Consider the following 18,262-nt stretch of genomic DNA (forward strand, 5'->3'; position numbering starts at 1 on the left):
CACCGGCCCATCGCCGCCGAACCCGCTTGCGTGCCCGCGCCGCTTCTGGTCGAGTGGCGGCATGCGGCCGGGAGCAGCCGGCGCGCGATCGGGAGTGCATGGGATGGCGATCAGCCGTCGGCGTATCGAAAATGGCGGCTTCGTGCTGTTCCTGGGCCTCATCACCGTGGGCCTGGCGCTGATCGTATCGAACTTCATCAGCGCCTGCCTGTGGGCGGCGCTGGCCGCGCTGCTGTTCCAGCCCCTGTTCCAGCGTTTCGTGGAACATTGGCCGGGGCGGCGGAATCTGGCAGCGACGATGACATTGCTGGTCATCACCGTCGCCGTCGTCATCCCGGCGATGGTCGTCGCCAGCCTGGTCGTCGATCAGGCATCGGGCGTCTATGCGCAGATGCGCGACGGGCGGATCAACTTCGCGGTCTATTTCCAGCAGGTGCATGACGCGCTGCCGATGCGGGTGCAGCACCTGCTGGACGGCACCGGCTTCGACAGTTTCGAGGGCGCGCAGGGCCGCATCTCGCAGGCGTTGAGCGACAGCGCGTCGCTGCTCGCTCAGCGCGCCTTCTCGATCGGCGCCAACGCCGCCGCCTTCCTGCTGGCATTCGGCGTCGCGCTCTACGTCACCTATTTCCTGCTGCGCGACGGCGAGCGGATCGGGCCGGCGATCGTCCGCGCGCTGCCGTTCGAGCCGGCGGTGGCGCAGCGGCTGGCCGATCGTTTCGTCATCGTCGTCCGCGCGACGATCAAGGGATCGGGGCTGGTCGCGCTGGCGCAGGGTGCCCTTGGCGCGGCGACCTTCTGGATCGTCGGGCTGCCCGCCGCGCTGCTCTGGGGCCTGCTGATGGCGATCGCCGCGCTGTTGCCGGCGATCGGCCCGGCGATCATCTGGGTGCCGGTGGCGATCTACCTGTTTGCCACCGCCGCCGTCTGGCAGGGCGTGGTCGTGGTGCTGTCGGGCATCCTGGTGATCGGCCTGATCGACAATATCCTGCGCCCGATGCTGGTGGGGCGCGACACCGGCCTGCCCGACTGGCTGGTGCTGGTGACGACGCTGGGCGGGATCGACGTGCTGGGGCTGAGCGGCATCGTCATCGGCCCGATGGCCGGCGCGCTGTTCCTGACCGGCTGGTCGATCCTGACCGAACAGCGGCAGGCCCGCCTGCGTGAGCCGGAATCGCCGACGCTACCGGCGGCGTAAGGGGGGTAGTCGCGAACCCACGCGACCGTGATGTGTGGGTCATCTCACGAAGGTAGCGGTCGCAGATGCGATAGAAAGTTGCGCTGAGGAGGTGCGGCTTCGGTCCCGCCGTGGTCGATGTGCGACCCGCGGTATAGCGAAGCGCATAGTCGGTCTCTCTGGTGTGCAACTCGCTCAGGCGCTGGACGTATTCCTCCAACGGTGCCTTTTCAAATGCGCCGAAATCATCCTTCCAATGCGGGTTCTGCTTTGCTGCCTCCCATTCCTCCGCAGCGGCTGTCAGAATGTCGGCGCGCGTGTTCAGATTGCGTCCGTCATTCCACAGAGCAAGGATGTCGTGGCCGAACTTGCGGGCCTCAATCTCTGTGGCCCCGTTGCGGATCAGAGCTGCCTTGAGGAATAATTCGATGCCATGCGCAGCGACGTGCAGGGTAGGCGTGACGAGCAGTTTGCCACTCTCATATTCGTCGCTCTGGCGCAGCACTTCGCCGGCGAGAAGATAGCGCTTCGCCTCAGCCAGCCAGCCAAATTCAGGCTTCGCTGCCATCTCCGGCCAGACCGATTCATTGTCCATAGCATCCTCTACCCTATGGTGGCGCGCTCTTGCACTGCCCTTACACGACACCCGCGGCAGCGTGTAAGACCTGTCCCCGAAGGGAGTGAGCTACTGTTTTTGCTGATGATTTTGGTGGACGCACTTGGGCTCGAACCAAGGACCCGCTGATTAAGAGTCAGCTGCTCTACCAACTGAGCTATGCGTCCATGACCGGCGGTGGCAGCGGCGCTTGGTGGGGCCGCGTCCCGATCGGGAGGGCGCGCGTTACCATCGTCGGCGGGGATTGCAACATCTTTCGCACGAAATCCGCCACCCACTCGACGGCGACGCAAAAGCGTGGAAGGTCTTCGCGCGATGGGCGGGCACTGGCAGTTCTGGATCGATCGCGGGGGCACGTTCACCGATGTGGTCGCGGTCGATCCGTCGGGCGCGATGCGTACCGCGAAACTGCTGTCGGAAAACCCCGAAAGCTATGACGACGCCGCCGTCGCCGCGATCCGGCGGCTGACCGGGATCGCGGACGGCCCGCTGCCGCCCTGCGACATCCGCATCGGCACGACGATCGCGACCAACGCGCTGCTGGAGCGCGCGGGCACGCCGACGCTGCTGGCGATCACGCGCGGCTTCGGCGACGCGCTCGTCATCGGGACGCAGGACCGGCCGGACATCTTCGCGCGGGCGATCCACCGCCCGCCGCCGCCGCATGCCGCGGTGATCGAGATCGACGAGCGCGTGACCGCCGAGGGGGATGTGCTGGCGGCGCTCGACGAAGACGCAGCGCGGACGGCACTCGCGGCGCAGGCTGCGGCCGGCCTGCGATCGATCGCGATCGTACTGATGCACGGCTATCGTTTCCCCGCGCACGAGGTGCGGCTGGCCGTGCTGGCGCGCAAGGCCGGCTTTACCCAGGTATCGGTCAGCCACGAATGCGGGGCGCTTATCAAGCTGGTCGGGCGCGGCGACACGACGCTGGCCGACGCCTATCTGTCGCCGGTACTGCGCGGCTATGTCGCGGGGTTCGAGGCGGCGCTGGGCGGCGGACAGGCGCCGCTGTTCATGATGTCGTCGGGCGGGCTGACCGCCGCGCATGCCTTTCGCGGCAAGGATGCGATCCTGTCCGGCCCGGCCGGCGGGATCGTCGGCATGGCGGAGACCGCGACGACGGCGGGGTTCGAGCGGGTGATCGGCTTCGACATGGGCGGCACATCGACCGATGTCTCGCTGTTCGCCGGAGCCTATGAGCGCGACAACGAGAGCATCGTCGCCGGCACGCGGCTGCGCGCGCCGATGCTGCGCATCCACACGGTCGCGGCCGGCGGCGGATCGATATGTCGCTTCGAGAGCGGACGGCTGGCGGTCGGGCCGCAATCGGCCGGAGCGGTGCCGGGGCCGGCGGCGTACCGGCGCGGCGGGCCGCTGACCGTCACCGACTGCAACGTCGCGCTGGGCAAGTTGCAGCCGGATCTTTTCCCGGCGGTGTTTGGCCCGAACGGCGACCAGCCGCTCGACATATCGGCGGCGCACGTGCGCCTGGCTCAGGTCGCCGCCGATGCGGCGATGGCGCCAGAGGATACCGCCGAGGGGCTGATCGCCATCGCCGTCGCCAGCATGGCGAACGCGATCCGGGCGGTGTCGGTGGCGCGCGGGCACGACGTGACGCGCTTCGCGCTCGCCTGTTTCGGGGGAGCCGGCGGGCAGCATGCCTGCCTGGTCGCCGACGCGCTGGGGATCGGGCAGGTGCTGATCCATCCGCTCGCGGGCGTGCTGTCCGCCTATGGCATGGGGCTGGCGGACCGCCGCGAATTGCGCGAGCGGACACTGGGCGTCGCGATCGCGGATCACGCGGCGATCGACGCGGCGGCTGGAGAGTTGAGCGCGGCGGCACGGGCCGCGCTGGTCGGCCAGGGCGTGACCGATCCGATCGCGGTCGAGGCCCGCGCCCATCTGCGTCCCGCAGCGAGCGACAGCACGATCGACGTCGCGCTGGCCGACGAGACGACGATGCGCGCGGAATTCGACGCGGCGCACCGGCGGCGGTTCGGCTACGCCACTGCCGCGCCGCTGATCGTCGACATGCTGCGGGTCGAGGCGATCGCCCGGTCCGCAGGCGACACCGCCCTGCCCCCGCCCGCGTCCGCTTCCCGGCCGACCATCGCGTCCGTACCGGTACGCATGGCCGGCGCGGTGCACGATACGCCCGTCCATCACCGCGATACCCTGGCGGCCGGCACGACGATTGCCGGGCCGGCGCTGGTGATCGATCCGGTAGCGACGACGGTGATCGAACCGGGGTGGTCTGGACGGATCGACGCGCAGGGCTGCATCATCCTGACGCGCGCGCAGCCGCTGGCGACCGCCACGCTCGGCACCCGCGTCGATCCGGTGCGGCTGGAGATATTTTCCGGCCTGTTCATGGCGATCGCGGAGGAAATGGGCGCGGCGCTGCGCCATTCGGCATCGTCGGTGAACATCCGCGAACGACTGGATTTCAGTTGCGCGATCTTCGACGCAAACGGCAGGCTGATCGCCAACGCGCCGCACATCCCCGTGCACCTGGGATCGATGGGCGCGAGCATCCGCACGGTGCTGGATCGGCGGACGGCGGACGGGCGCGGCATCCGGCCGGGCGATGTCTATGCGCTGAACGCCCCCTATGACGGCGGCACGCACCTGCCCGATATCACGGTGATCGCGCCGGTCTTCGCGGCGGGCTCGACCGTGCCCGATTTCTTCGTGGCGGCGCGCGGGCATCACGCCGATGTCGGCGGCACCAGCCCGGGATCGATGCCGCCGGACAGCCGGACGATCGCCGACGAGGGCATAGTGTTCGACAACGTGTTGCTGGTCGAGGGCGGCGTGCTGCGCGAGGCGGAAGTCCGCGCCCTGCTGGCGTCGGGCGCCCATCCGGCGCGCAACATCGACATGAACATCGCCGACCTGTCGGCCCAGATCGCCGCCTGTGCGCGGGGCAGCGCCGGGCTGCTCGGGCTGTGCGGCGATTACGGCACCGACGTGGTTCGCGCGTACATGGAGCACGTCCAGGATCATGCCGAGGCGGCCGTGCGCGCGATGATCGGGCGGCTGTCCGACGGCGCGTTTGCCTATGCGATGGATAATGGCGCAGTCGTCCGCGTCGCGGTAACGGTCGAGGGCGACGGCCTGACGGTCGATTTCGCGGGGACGAGCGCCCAGCGACCCGACAATTTCAATGCGCCTTCCGCCGTCGTCCGCGCGGCCGTGCTCTACGTCATGCGCACATTGCTCGACGCGGCCGTGCCGATGAACGACGGCTGCCTGCGCCCCGTTACGATCCACATTCCCGAAGGATCGATGCTCGCCCCGCGCGCGCCTGCCGCCGTCGTCGCCGGCAATGTCGAGACCAGCCAGGTCGTCACCGACTGCCTGTTCGGCGCGCTGGGCGCGATGGCGGGATCGCAGGGGACGATGAACAACCTCACCTTCGGCGACGCCACGCACCAATATTACGAGACGATCGCGGGCGGCAGCGGCGCCGGGCCGGGTTTCGCGGGGACAGATGTGGTGCAGAGCCATATGACGAACAGCCGGCTGACCGATCCCGAAGTGCTCGAAACGCGCTTTCCCGTGCTGGTCGAGGAATTCTCGATCCGTAAGGGTTCCGGCGGGGCCGGCGCGTTCACAGGCGGTGACGGCGCGACGCGCCGCATCCGGTTCCGCCAGGCGATGCGCGCGGCGATCCTCAGCAACCGCCGCATCGTGCCGCCGTTCGGGCTGGCCGGCGGACGTGACGGCGCGCCCGGCACGAACCGCGTTGAGCGCGCCGACGGAACGGTCGAGACGCTCGGCTCCACCGCGATCGTCGAGATGGGTGTCGGCGACGTGTTCGTCATCGAGACGCCCGGCGGCGGGGGCTACGGCTGATGCTGGTCCTCTCCGGCATCGCCGTCATCGCGCTCGGCTTCCTGCTGCGCTTCAATCCGCTGCTGGTCGTCACCGTCGCGGCTGGAGTCACCGGCCTTGCCGCCGGGCTCGATCCGCTGGCGATCGTCGCCGCCTTTGGCAAGGCGTTCAACGACAGCCGTTACGTCAGCGTGGTGTGGATCGTGCTGCCGGTGATCGGTCTGCTCGAACGCCACGGACTTCAGGAACGCGCGCGGCACGTGATCGGCCGGCTTAAGGGGGCCACGGTCGGGCGGCTGCTGCTCTTCTACCTGCTGTTCCGCCAGGTCACCTCCGCGCTCGGCCTCACCTCGATCGCCGGCCATGCGCAGACCGTCCGCCCGCTGGTCGCGCCGATGGCGGAAGCGGCGGCCGACAACCAGGGCGTCGCACGCGGCGACACGGTGCCGGCGATGGCGGCGGCGACCGACAATGTCGGGCTGTTCTTCGGCGAGGACATCTTCATCGCGATCGGATCGATCCTGCTGATGAAGGGCGTGCTGGAGGGGTACGGCATCATCCTGGAACCGCTGCACCTGTCGGTCTGGGCGATCCCGACGGCGATCGCCGCGTTTGCCATCCACGGCGCCCGGCTCGCGCTGTTCGACTGGAGGCTGAAGCGGTGATCGGCCTGCCCTTCATCTACACCGTCGCGGGGCTGACCTTCACCGCCTTCGCGGCGATGTCGGCGATCGACCGCGGCAACGCGAAGCGGCTCGGCAACACCGCCTTCTACGGCCTGCTCGCGATCAGTTTCCTGTTCGGCGACCGGCTGGGCGATCTCGGCAACGGCGTGCTGGTGCTGGCGATCGTCGGCATCGCCGGCTTCGGCCTGATGGGGCGCGGCGCCGGCGTCACCACCACGCCCGAACAGCGCCAGGCGGAGGCGTCGCGGCGGCGCGAGAAACTGTTCCTGCCTGCACTGGTGATCCCCGCAGTCGCGCTGGCGGGCACATTCCTGTTCAAGGCCGCACCGGCGATCGTCGATCCCAGGCAGGCGACTTTGGTCGCGCTGACCGTCGGCGTGTTGATCGCGCTCGTCGCCGGCTATGCCTGGTTCCGCCCCGCCCCAGCGACGCCGTTCGACGAGGGCCGGCGGCTGATGGACGGGGTCGGCTGGGCCGCGATACTGCCACAGATGCTCGCCAGTCTGGGCGCGGTATTCGCCCTGGCGGGCGTAGGCGATGTGGTCGGCGATCTGGTGAAGGGCGCGATTCCGGCAGGCAGCCTGTTCGCCGCCGTGCTCGCCTATGGCCTCGGCATGGCGCTGTTCACGATGGTGATGGGCAACGCCTTCGCCGCGTTCCCGGTGATGGCCGCGGCGATCGGCGTACCGATCCTGATCGGCGATTTCGGCGGCGATCCGGCGGTGGTGGCGGCGATCGGGATGCTCGCCGGCTTCTGCGGCACGCTGATGACGCCGATGGCGGCGAACTTCAATCTGGTGCCCGCCGCGTTGCTCGACCTTAAGGACAAGAACGCCGTCATCCGCGCGCAGGTGCCCACCGCCCTGCCGCTGCTTGCCGTCAACATCCTCTTCATCTGGTGGTTCGGCTTTGCTCGATAGCGACACCGCCGGCCGCTTCGCGCGCCTCACCCTCTCGCACATCGGCCAGCAATGGCCGTACAAGATGGACCATGTCCTGACCGACCCCGACGACGCGCGGCCGCCGATCGCTTTCCACCCGATCTTCCACGGCAGCTTCGACTGGCACAGTTGCGTCCACGGCTGGTGGCAAATGCTGCGACTGGCGCGGCGCTTCCCGAAGCTGGACGAAACGGCGGAAATCCGCGCCCGCGCCGACACGATGCTGGTGGCGGACAAGGTGGAGGGCGAACTTGCCTATCTGTCGCGCCCCTTCTCCGGCCCCTTCGAGCGACCTTACGGCTGGGGCTGGCTGCTGGCGCTGCATGACGAGGCGATGCGCCACGATGCCCCATGGGGCCGCGCGCTCGACCCGCTCGCCCGCGCCTTCGCCGCGCGCTTCCACGATTTCCTGCCGAAGCTGACCTACCCGATCCGCACGGGCACGCATTTCAACACCGCCTTCGCGCTGATCCTCGCGCGCCGCTGGGCGGTCGGCCGCGATGCGGCGCTGATCGCCCTGATCGACGATCGCGCGCGCCACTGGTTTGGCGACGACCGCGACTGCCAGGCGTGGGAGCCCGGTGGCGACGATTTCCTGTCGGGCACGCTGATTGAGGCGATGCTGATGCGTGAGGTGCTCGGCGCGCAGGAATTTGCCGACTGGTTCGGCGCCTTCCTGCCCCGCCTGGCCCACGGCAAGCCGGCGACTCTGTTCGCCCCCGCCCATGTCTCCGACCGGAGCGACGGCAAGATCGCGCACCTCGACGGACTGAACCTCAGCCGCGCGTGGTGCTGGCGCGCGCTGGGCCGCCCCGACCTGGCCGACGCGCACCTCGCCGCCAGCCTGCCGCATCTCGACGATGATTATATGGGCGGCCACTGGCTCGCCACTTTCGCGCTGCTGGCGCTCGACGACCGGACCTGAGTCATCGTTTCGTAATCGAAATGGCATCGATCCGTCACGCCATTAGAATGAAGGCGTAGCAATCCCCCGCCATCGGCGCTGGCAAGACGCCGGCGATGAATGCCGGTCGCCATTTCCATCGGGGGATCATCGTGGCTCACATCACTTCGCGCGCTCGCGGTTTCGCGGGCGCCTCTCTGCTCGCACTCGCAACCTTCTCGGCCGGAATCGCGCATGCGCAGATCGCCGGCGGTGCCTCCGCCACCGCCGCGCCGCTGGGTGCCGGTGCAACGACGCCCAACGCCGGGCCGACCGTGTCGGGCCATGTCTATGATCCCTCGGGAGCCGCGCTGCCCGGCGTGCGCGTGGTGGTCGATCAGACCGGCGCGCAAACGACCACCTCGCTCGACGGCGGCTTCACCATTGCGGTTCCTGCTGACGGCGACGTCTCGCTGACCTTCGATTATCTCAGCCGTCCGCGCCAGAACCACATGGTCGCCTTCGCCGATCGCGCCGCGGCGGTGGAGATCACGCTCGGCATGCCGGAAGGCAGCAACGAGGTCATCGTGATCGGCTCGCTGCTCGACACCACGGCGCGCGCGCTCAACCAGCAGCGTCAGGCCGACAACACCACAACCATCCTGTCGGCCGACGCGATCGGCCGCTTCCCCGATCCCAACATCGCCGAGGCGCTGCAGCGCGCGCCCGGTATCGGCATCGAGCGCGACCAGGGCGAAGGCCGCTACGTCAATGTGCGCGGCGCGCCGGCGGAATTCAGCGCGGTGACCGTGGATGGCGTGGCGATCGCCTCTGTCGATCCGACCACCCGCGCGGTCGATCTCGACACCCTGCCGTCGGACATCGTCGCCAACCTGGAAGTCAGCAAATCGCTGATGCCAGATCAGGAGGCCGATTCGGTCGCCGGCGCGATCAACATCAAGACGCGCTCGCCGTTCGATCGCAAGGGGCTGGCGGTGAACGCGATGGCCGGCGCCAGCTACAACCAGTTCGGCGGCACCAGCGATTATCGCGCCTCGGGTTCGGTCAGCAACGTGTTCGCCGGCCGCACCGTCGGTCTGCTGCTGTCGGGGAGCTACAGTTCGACCCACCGCCGCCCGGACAATGTCGAGAACGTCTGGGATCTGGTCGGCCCCGCCACCAACCGCGTGTTCGGCATCACCGAAACGCTGTTCAAGGACTATGACACCAAGCGCGAGCGCATCGCTGGCACCGCCGCTTTCGAGGTCCGCCCGACCGATGCGACGAAGATCTGGGTGCGCGGCTCCTACGCCCGGTTCAAGGACGACGAGTATCGCGACCGGCTGAGCATCATCTGGACCGACGGCACGATCCAGCCAGGCGCCACCAACCAGAGCGCCACCTACACCAACACCCGCATCGAGAAGCAGGTCCGCCACCGCGTCCAGCTGAACGAGATCTGGACAGCGATGGCCGGGCTCGAACAGAATGTCGGCGGCGGCAAGATCACGCTGACCGGCGCTTGGTCGAAGTCCGACCAGAGCTATCCGCGCCGTGACGAACTGCTGTTCCGCTCGACGCTGCGTCCGACGATAACCTATGATTTCTCGGGCGACGCCGATCTGCCGCGCTACTCGCTGTTTCAGACCGGCGAGCATCTGCGCACCGAGACCTTCGGCTTCCGCGAAAACGCCTATCGGTCGAACACCACGGCGACCGAAGAGAAATCGTTCCTCGCCCGCTTCGACGCCCCGATCGACTGGGGCACCAACACCGTGACGCTCAGCGTCGGCGGCAAGTATCGCGACCGCGACATCAATGCCGACGAGGAACGCCTGCGCGACCGACGCGCCAGCGCCGCGCCGACCCAGACGCTCGCCCAGTTGCTGGGCGACGACGAATCCCGCAACTTCGACTATGATCTCGGCCGCCGCTTCGACGAGGATGCCGCCAACGCCTATTTCGATCGTACCAAGGCGACGTCGGAACGCCGCATGCCGCAATCGGTGACCGCCGACTATCTGGCGAACGAGAAGATCATGGGCATCTTCGGCATGTTGCGCGGCCAGTTCGGCGACACCACGGTGATCGGCGGCCTGCGCGTGGAAACAACCGATTTCCGCGCCAGCGCCACCCGCGTCCTGCCTAATGGCAGCCTTGCGCCGACGCTGGCGAAGACGGGCTATACCGAATTCTTCCCCAACCTGACGCTGCGCCAGGCATTCAACGAGAATCTGATCGGCCGCTTCGCGCTGTGGCGCGGCATCAACCGCCCGAACTTCCCATCCGTCGTCCCCAGGGCGCTGGAGACCACCGATGCCAACACGGTGCGCGTCGATCTGGGCAATCCGAACCTGCGGCCGATGCTGGCGAACAACGTCGATGCCGGCCTCGAATATTATATCCGTCCGCTGGGGGTGATTTCGGCCAACGCCTTCTACAAGGATCTGACCGACTATCGCTACACCGTCACCCGTCAGGGCACCTATCTGGGTCAGGCGGCGATCCTGACCCAGGCGGAGAATGCGCCGGAAGGCAAGCTGTACGGGATCGAGCTGAACTGGCAGCAGCAGTTCAAGTTCCTGCCCGGCCTGCTCGGCGGCCTGGGCGTGTTCGCCAACTATACCTATACCCAGGCCGATGCGAAGCTGGCGCAGGCCTATGCCGGCCGCCAGACCTATGCCCTGCCGGGTCAGTCGAAGCATATGTGGAATGCGGCGCTGTTCTATGAACAGGGTCCGGTCAACCTGCGGGTTTCCTACACCAAGCGCAGCGACTATCTGGACGAGGTCAATGCCGACAATTCGGCGCTCGACCTCTATTGGGAAGGTCGCGGCCAACTCGACGCGACCGCCAGTGTCCAGCTCATGAAGGGCATCAACCTGTTCTTCGAAGGCAAGAACCTGACCAACTCGGCTGGCGTCCGCTATTATGGCGTGCGTCAGCGCGTGTATGAATATGAGAAGTTCGGCTACTCGTTGTTCGGCGGTGTGCGGGTGAAGCTGTGAGGGAAGCGCTGGTCCTCGCGACGATGCTGGCCGGCTGTGCGGCCGGCACGCCGCGCCCAATCGTGGATCAGGTGGCCGTCGCCACCGTCACCGCGGCGGCGGAGAGCGATCCGGTCGACACTGCGGCCGACGCCGCCGACGATCCAGCGATCTGGCGCAACTCCGCCGAGCCGGCGAAGAGCCTGGTGATCGGCACCGACAAGAAGGCCGGCATCCACGTCTACTCGCTGGCGGGCAAGCGGCTGAGCTTCACGCCGGCGGCGCGGCTCAACAACGTCGATCTGCGCGAGCATGGCGGCCGCGTGATCGTCGCAGCCAGCGACCGCGCCGATGTCGCCAACGCTCATGTCGCGCTGTTCACGCTCGACACCGCGGCGGCGAAGCTGGTGCCGCTGGGTCGCTATCCGGTCGGTCCGGGCGAAGCGTACGGCATGTGTCTGTGGACGCGCGCATCGGACAAGGCGCTGTTCGGCTTCGTCGTGTTGAAGGACGGCCGCATCGACCAGCTTTCGATCGACGTGTCCGGCGCGACGCCCGTGGTGCGCACGGTCCGCTCGATGAAGCTCGGCACCCAGTCCGAGGGCTGCGTGGTCGACGACCGCACCGGCAAGCTCTATGTCGCAGAGGAAGACGTCGGCCTGTGGCGCTTCGACGCCGATCCGTCCGCGCCGACGACGGCGGAGGCGCTGCCCAGGGTCGACAGCAAGACGCTGTTCGCCGACGCGGAAGGGCTCGCGCTTGCCCCCGAGGGCGCCGACGGCGGCTATCTGATCGCGTCCAGCCAGGGCGACAACGCCTATGTCGTCTATCGCCTGCCCGACGTCCGCTATGTCGGCCGGTTCCGCATCGCAGGGAGCGCCGGCATCGACGCGACCAGCGAGACCGACGGGATCGAACTGGCGATCGGCGATTTCGGCCCGAACTATCCCGAGGGGCTGTTCGTGGTGCAGGACGGCGACAACAGCCCCGATCCGCAGAACTTCAAATTCGCCAGCTGGAAGACGATCCGGGAGGCGCTCGGCCTGAAGTGAGCGACGGCGGCACGCGACCCCACGATTGTCACGAAACTGCAACCGTTGTAACCGCCGCGCCGACTCACCCGACAGGAGAAGCGCCCATGCTGGGCTGGTTCCAGAAGCTGATGCCCAGCCAGGGCCTCTTCTTCGATCAATTCGAGGCGCATGCCGTCACCCTCGTTGCGGGTGCGGAAGCGATGTCGCGCCTGTTCCACGGCGAAGGCGCGATCAGCGATCAGATCGCGGAGATCGTGCGGCGCGAGCATGAAGCCGACGACATCACCCGCGAGGTGCTGCAGGACGTCCGCCGCGTTTTCGTGACGCCGTTCGATCGCAGCGCGATCACCGACCTGATCGGCGTGATGGACGACGCGATCGACCAGATGAACCAGACGGCGAACTCGATCTCGCTCTACGGCGTCACCGAATTCGATCCGCAGATGCTGGCGATGAGCGAGGCGATCCTGGAGGCCGCGCAGGTGACGCAGGAAGCGCTGCCCCTGCTGCGCAAGCTAGCCCCCAACGCCCAGCGGCTTCACACGCTGACCGAGCGGCTGGTGCGGATCGAGGGCAAGGCCGACGACATGCACGACGCGGGGCTCCGCGCGCTGTTCGCGCAGACGCAGGGCGATGCGATGGCGTTCATCGTCGGGCGCGAGATCTACAGCCATCTGGAGCGCGTCTGCGACCGGTTCGAGGATGTCGCGAACGAGATCCAGGGCCTCGTCATCGACCACGCCTGAAGGGCTCCGCACGATGACCATCTCCTTCGAACTGCTGGTCTTCCTGATCGGCGTCGCACTGCTGTTCGACTTCCTCAACGGCCTGCACGACGCGGCGAACTCGATCGCCACCGTCGTCGCAACGCGCGTGCTGTCGCCTGTCGTCGCGGTGGTGTGGGCCGCGTTCTTCAATTTCAGCGCATTCTTCGTGTTCGGCACCGCGGTCGCCAAGACGGTGGGGTCGGGCATCATCCACGCCGACGTGATCGATCCTCGGGTGATCCTGGGCGCGTTGTGCGGCGCGATCGCTTGGAACGTCGTTACCTGGATCAAGGGCATACCGTCGTCGTCCAGCCACGCGCTGATCGGCGGTCTGCTGGGTGCGGGCGTCACCAAGGCGGGGCTAGATCCGATCGTCTGGTCGGGCGTGCTCAAGACTGTGGCGGCGATCTTCGTGTCGCCGACGGTCGGCCTGATCCTGGCGCTGATGCTGGTGCTGTTCGTCGCCTGGACGAGTCTCAGGTTGTCGCCCTTGATGGTCGACAAGCGGTATCGCAAGCTCCAGCTCGTCTCCGCCGCGCTCTATTCGCTCGGCCACGGCGGCAACGACGCGCAAAAGACGATGGGGATCATCACCGCTTTGCTCTATTCGCAGGGCATGCTCGGCGATCAGTTCGCGGTGCCCTTCTGGGTGGTCATAAGCTGCTACATCGCGATCGCGCTGGGCACGATGTCCGGCGGGTGGCGGATCGTCCACACGATGGGATCAAAGATCACGCGGCTGACCCCGGCGCAAGGCTTCGCGGCGGAAACCGGCGGCGCGATCACGCTGTTCGCGGCCACCCACCTGGGCGTGCCGGTATCGACCACCCACACGATCACCGGCGCCATCGTCGGCGTCGGCGCGGCACGGCGTCTGACGGCGGTGCGCTGGGCGGTGGCCAGCAATATCGTGTTCGCCTGGTTCGTGACGCTGCCGGCGGCGGCGGCGATCGCGGCGCTCAGCTACTGGGTCGCCGGTTTCTTCATCGCCTGACAGGGGTGCGCCGATGCCGCTTTACGAATTCGACGGAAAGGCCCCTGCCCTTGGCAGGGACGCATGGGTTGCACCGAGCGCCGACCTGATCGGCGACGTCGTGCTCGGTGACGAAGCCAGCGTGTGGTTCGGCGCCGTGATCCGCGGCGACAACACGACGATTCACATCGGCACGCGCAGCAACGTGCAGGAAGGCGCGGCACTGCACAGCGACCCCGGCGCGCCGCTGACGATCGGCGCGGAGGTGACGGTCGGCCATCACGCCATCCTGCACGGCTGCACAGTCGGCGACCGCAGCCTGATCGGCATGGGCGCGACGGTGCTCAACCGCGCGGTGATCGGGGCGGACAGCATCGTCGGCGCGGGCGCGCTGGTGACCGAAGGCAAGACGTTCCCGCCCGGCAGCCTGATCGTCGGCAGTCCCGCGCGTGCCATTCGCACGCTCGATGATGCGGCCAGGGCGATGCTGCGCGCCTCCGCGGCGCATTATGCGCAGCGGGCGAAGGACTATGCGGCCGGGCTGAAGCGAGTCGGCTGACCTATCCCCGCCAGCGCCACCACGGCGGCGGAGCGATCTTCACGTCGGGCACCAGCCATTCGTCGCCGAGCACGCTCAGTCCGGTCGAGGGGCGCAGCGCGGCAGGCGGGGCGATCATCGGGATACCCGGCGTCCACGTCACCTCGGCGAATTCTCCACCGTCGAACCCGCCAACATCGGCGATGATGACGGGGAAATCCTGACGCCTGAGCGGCACCGCGCGGCCGTTCTCCACCACCGACACCGCGGCCCCCATGCGCGTCACGCCATAGAGCAGCACCGCGAACTGGTGCGGCAGGCGGATGCAGCCGTGCGAGGCCGGATAGCCCGGATTGACGCCGGCGTGCAGCGCGATCCCGTCCCAGGTCAGCCGCTGCATGTACGGCATCGGCGCGTTCGAATAGAGGTTCGAGCGGTGAAACACCCGCTTCTGAAGGATGGTGAAGTCGCCGAGCGGGGTCGCCTTGCCGCGCTTGCCGGTCGAGACGCTGGCGACGCCGATCAACCGGTCGGCGCGATAGGCCATCGCGATCTGGGTCGCGCGGTCGATGACCAGCGACACCTCGCCGCGCGTCGGATCGTCGTCGCGCCAGGCATATTGGCCGGGCCGCACGGCATCCACCGCGTCTTCGAGCGCGATATTCGTCAGGCGCTGCGCGGCCGCCGGGCTCGTAGCGACCATCGCGCATGCCAGCACCAGCAACACGTTCAAACCGCCCTTCGCCAAACCCGCCTCCGATCCCCGATACCGCCGACGCGCTTATCGTAAATGGCTGATAAACGATAGCAAACCGTGTCCCGAAACGGTTCATACGGCGCGTGCCGGAGCGACAGATCGAGCCGAGACCACGACGAACCGTCGATGCCAAACGGCTGATTTTTCACCCTTGTTCTGCTACACGTCCGATCCGGGAAGGCGATTTCGGACGATTGGATGGACTATCTGTTCGGCGCCACGGCGTCGCGCCGCGGACTGTTGAAGACGGCGCTGATCGCAGGATCGGTCGCGGTGATTCCCGGCTGCGCGCGCAAGGCCGCCGAGGTTTCCGGCATCGACTCGCCGCCGCCGCCGGTCGCGACTCCGATCCCCCAGCCCGAACCCGTCGTCGCCGTGCGCACCGCGCCGCTTGGCGTGCGCCCGCACCTGTTTCGCCGTGCGCTCGCCGCGCTCGACGCACATGGCCGTGCGGTCGAGCATCATGATCGCATCGCCATCGCCGATTTCGCCGCCGCCTCGTCCGAACCGCGGTTCCACCTGATCGACCTGATCGACGGCAGCAGCACCTCGATGCTCGTCGCCCACGGCAGTGGATCGGACCCGCGTCATACCGGGTGGCTCCAGCGATTCTCGAACATCCCCGATTCGAACGCGACCAGCGAGGGCGCGTATCTGACCAGCAATTATTATGTCGGCAAGCACGGCCGGTCGCAGCGGTTGATCGGCCTCGATCCGACCAACAACAACGCGCTCGATCGCGCGATCGTGGTGCACGGCGCCTGGTATTCGAACCAGCAAACGCTTCAGCGGCTCGGCAAACTCGGCCGCAGCCAGGGCTGTTTCGCGGTGGGCGAAAGCAACCTCCAAGCGGTGTTCGACGTGCTGGGCGAAGGGCGCATGATCTACGCGGCGAAGGTGTAGCGGCGACCGGCGAACGCCGGTAGAACGCCGGGCGTGACCAGCCACCGCTTCTTTTCGCATCAGGCGCAGGGCCTCGTCCGCGTCGGCGCCTGCACCCCCATCGGCACGGTGGGCGATCCCGCCACCAACGCCGCCGCGACGATCGCGCTCGCACAGACCGGACATGAAGCCGGTTGCGACCTGCTGGTGTTCCCCGAACTCACCCTGTCGTCCTACGCGATCGACGACCTGCACCTGCAGGACGCGCATGCGGCGGCGGTCGAGGCGGCGCTGGCGGAGGTCGCCGCGGCGAGCGAGAGCCTGACACCGGTTCTGCTGGTCGGCGCGGGCCTGAGGCGCAACGGCAGGCTGTACAATTGCGCGGTGGCGATCGCGAGTGGCCGCATCCTGGGCGTGGTGCCCAAGAGCTTCCTGCCCAATTACCGCGAATATTACGAGAAGCGCTGGTTCGCGTCGGGCATCGGCACGTCGGGCGAGATCGCCGTCGCCGGACAGATCGCACCGTTCGGCCCGGACCTGGTCTTCGCCGCATCCGACCTGCCCGATTTCGTCTTCCATGCCGAGATCTGCGAGGATTTCTGGGCTCCCGCGCCGCCCTCCATCGACGGTGCGCTGGCCGGCGCGCTGATCCTCGCCAATCTCTCCGCCTCCAACATCGTCATCGGCAAGGCGCGCGAGCGGGTGCTGCTGTGCGCGTCGCAATCGGTGCGCACCGCGTCGGCCTATGTCTATTCGGCATCGGGGCCGGGCGAGAGCACCACCGATCTGGCCTGGGACGGCCAGGGGATGATCCTCGAACTCGGCGAGATGCTGGCGGAAAGCGAACGCTTCGATCTCGCGACCGAGATCGTCGTCGCCGATGTCGATGTCCAGCGGCTGCGGCTGGAGCGGATGCGTACCGGCACCTTCAACGACGCCGCCGCGGCGCGCAACCATCCGGAAAAGCACTTTCGCCGCATCGCGTTCGATCACAGGCCGGATTTCGCCGACCGGGGCCTGCAACGCCCGCTGCGCCGCTTCCCGTTCGTGCCCAACACCCCGTCGAAGCTCGACGAGGATTGTTACGAGGCGTTCAACATCCAGGTCGAAGGACTGCGCAAGCGCCTGACCGCGACCGGATCGAAGCATCTCGTCATCGGCGTGTCGGGCGGACTCGATTCGACCCATGCGCTGATCGTCGCCGCCAAAGCGTTCGACCGGATGGGACGGCCGCGCAGCGATATCCTGGGCTTCACCCTGCCCGGCTTCGCCACCGGCGAGGCGACCAAGGCGCAGGCCTGGGGCCTGATGCACGCGCTGGACGTGACGGGCGAGGAGATCGACATACGCCCCGCCGCGCGCACCATGCTGGAGGCGATCGGCCATCCCTATGCGGCGGGCGAGCCAGTCTATGACGTGACGTTCGAGAACGTCCAGGCCGGGCTGCGCACCGATTTCCTGTTCCGCCTCGCCAATCAGCGGCAGGGGATCGTGCTGGGCACCGGCGACTTGTCCGAACTCGCGCTCGGCTGGTGCACCTACGGCGTCGGCGACCATATGAGCCATTACGGCGTCAACGCCGGCGTGCCCAAGACGCTGATCCAGTACCTCATCCGCTGGTGCGTCCGGTCCGGCCAGTTCGACGCCGCGACCGACCAGGTGCTGGAAGCGATCCTAGCGACAGAAATCTCGCCCGAGTTGGTCCCTGCCGACGCATCGGGCGCGATGCAGAGTACGCAGGACCGTATCGGTCCCTACGAACTCCACGATTTCTTCGCGCATTACGTGCTGCGCCACGGCCTGCCGCCGTCGAAGATCGCCTTTCTGGCATGGCATGCGTGGAAGGACGCGCAGGCGGGCCGCTGGCCGATGGGCTTCCCCGAGGATAGCCGCAACCAGTATGACCTTGCCACCATCGCAAAGTGGCTGGAGGCGTTCCTCGATCGCTTCTTCCGCACCAGCCAATTCAAACGGTCGGCGCTGCCCAACGGGCCAAAGGTATCGCCCGGCGGCGCGGTGAGCCCGCGCGGCGACTGGCGCGCGCCATCGGACGGGACGGCACGGGTGTGGCTCGACGAACTGCGCGCGAAGCTGCCGCCGCTCTGAAGGCCCCGCCTAAACAACCACCGTTCGCCCTTAGCTTGTCGACGCCCTGCCTTTTCTTGGAGCCGAATCGCCTTA

At 67.7% G+C, this 18,262-nt stretch carries 13 protein-coding genes, 1 tRNA gene and 1 pseudogene; 12 read left to right on the forward strand and 3 right to left on the reverse strand.

What is annotated here, in order from left to right; genetic code table 11:
- Positions 1-103 precede the first annotated feature (103 nt).
- Entirely contained in the window at positions 104-1,198 is a 1,095-nt protein-coding gene (locus tag VYI76_RS10090; RefSeq protein WP_326524621.1) for an AI-2E family transporter, read from the forward strand.
- Here VYI76_RS10090 and VYI76_RS10095 read toward each other — a convergent pair.
- Both VYI76_RS10095 and VYI76_RS10100 read right to left on the reverse strand, forming a co-directional pair.
- Positions 1,089-1,772, reverse strand: coding sequence for a hypothetical protein (locus VYI76_RS10095; RefSeq protein ID WP_326524622.1), 684 nt, complete (start codon positions 1,770-1,772; stop codon positions 1,089-1,091). The genes VYI76_RS10090 and VYI76_RS10095 overlap by 110 nt on opposite strands.
- 112 nt (positions 1,773-1,884) lie before the next feature.
- A tRNA-Lys gene (locus VYI76_RS10100) sits at positions 1,885-1,960 on the reverse strand.
- Positions 1,961-2,108: 148 nt separating this feature from the next.
- Here VYI76_RS10100 and VYI76_RS10105 point away from each other — a divergent pair.
- From VYI76_RS10105 to VYI76_RS10145, 9 genes and pseudogenes are all read left to right on the forward strand, one after another.
- Positions 2,109-5,654 carry a hydantoinase B/oxoprolinase family protein gene (locus VYI76_RS10105; RefSeq protein WP_326525088.1) on the forward strand — a complete coding sequence of 1,182 codons (3,546 nt, stop codon included), beginning with the start codon at positions 2,109-2,111 and terminating at the stop codon, positions 5,652-5,654.
- Complete coding sequence (locus VYI76_RS10110) at positions 5,654-6,298, forward strand: DUF969 domain-containing protein (RefSeq protein ID WP_326524623.1); 645 nt, start codon at positions 5,654-5,656, stop codon at positions 6,296-6,298. Before VYI76_RS10105 ends, VYI76_RS10110 begins: the two co-directional genes overlap by 1 nt.
- Positions 6,295-7,239, forward strand: a complete 945-nt coding sequence (locus VYI76_RS10115; RefSeq protein ID WP_326524624.1) for a DUF979 domain-containing protein — start codon at positions 6,295-6,297, stop codon at positions 7,237-7,239. Before VYI76_RS10110 ends, VYI76_RS10115 begins: the two co-directional genes overlap by 4 nt.
- Positions 7,229-8,185, forward strand: coding sequence for a DUF2891 domain-containing protein (locus VYI76_RS10120; RefSeq protein WP_326524625.1), 957 nt, complete (start codon positions 7,229-7,231; stop codon positions 8,183-8,185). The genes VYI76_RS10115 and VYI76_RS10120 overlap by 11 nt, the downstream gene beginning before the upstream one ends.
- A gap of 131 nt (positions 8,186-8,316) precedes the next feature.
- Entirely contained in the window at positions 8,317-11,151 is a 2,835-nt protein-coding gene (locus VYI76_RS10125; RefSeq protein WP_326524626.1) for a TonB-dependent receptor, read from the forward strand.
- Positions 11,148-12,182 (forward strand): phytase, encoded by a 1,035-nt coding sequence (locus VYI76_RS10130; protein WP_326524627.1) that lies wholly within the window; start codon positions 11,148-11,150, stop codon positions 12,180-12,182. The genes VYI76_RS10125 and VYI76_RS10130 overlap by 4 nt, the downstream gene beginning before the upstream one ends.
- A gap of 86 nt (positions 12,183-12,268) precedes the next feature.
- Positions 12,269-12,910 (forward strand): annotated as a pseudogene (locus VYI76_RS10135) (DUF47 domain-containing protein); the annotation flags it as partial.
- 13 nt (positions 12,911-12,923) lie between these two features.
- Positions 12,924-13,925, forward strand: coding sequence for an inorganic phosphate transporter (locus VYI76_RS10140; protein ID WP_326524628.1), 1,002 nt, complete (start codon positions 12,924-12,926; stop codon positions 13,923-13,925).
- A gap of 13 nt (positions 13,926-13,938) precedes the next feature.
- A complete protein-coding gene (locus VYI76_RS10145; RefSeq protein WP_326524629.1) occupies positions 13,939-14,463 on the forward strand; it encodes a gamma carbonic anhydrase family protein in 525 nt (174 codons plus the stop codon).
- Position 14,464: 1 nt separating this feature from the next.
- Here VYI76_RS10145 and VYI76_RS10150 read toward each other — a convergent pair whose 3' ends face one another.
- On the reverse strand, positions 14,465-15,169 hold the full coding sequence (locus tag VYI76_RS10150) for a L,D-transpeptidase family protein (protein WP_326524630.1): 705 nt from the start codon (positions 15,167-15,169) through the stop codon (positions 14,465-14,467).
- A 228-nt stretch (positions 15,170-15,397) separates the two neighbouring features.
- Between VYI76_RS10150 and VYI76_RS10155 the strand changes: the two genes are divergently transcribed.
- A complete protein-coding gene (locus tag VYI76_RS10155) occupies positions 15,398-16,102 on the forward strand; it encodes a murein L,D-transpeptidase catalytic domain family protein (protein ID WP_326524631.1) in 705 nt (234 codons plus the stop codon).
- A 33-nt stretch (positions 16,103-16,135) separates the two neighbouring features.
- Entirely contained in the window at positions 16,136-18,187 is a 2,052-nt protein-coding gene (locus VYI76_RS10160) for an NAD(+) synthase (protein ID WP_326524632.1), read from the forward strand.
- Positions 18,188-18,262: the final 75 nt, after the last annotated feature.

Origin of the sequence: Sphingomonas sp. (assembly GCF_035910975.1) — a bacterium.
In the GTDB taxonomy this organism is placed as follows: Bacteria; Pseudomonadota; Alphaproteobacteria; order Sphingomonadales; family Sphingomonadaceae; genus Sphingomonas.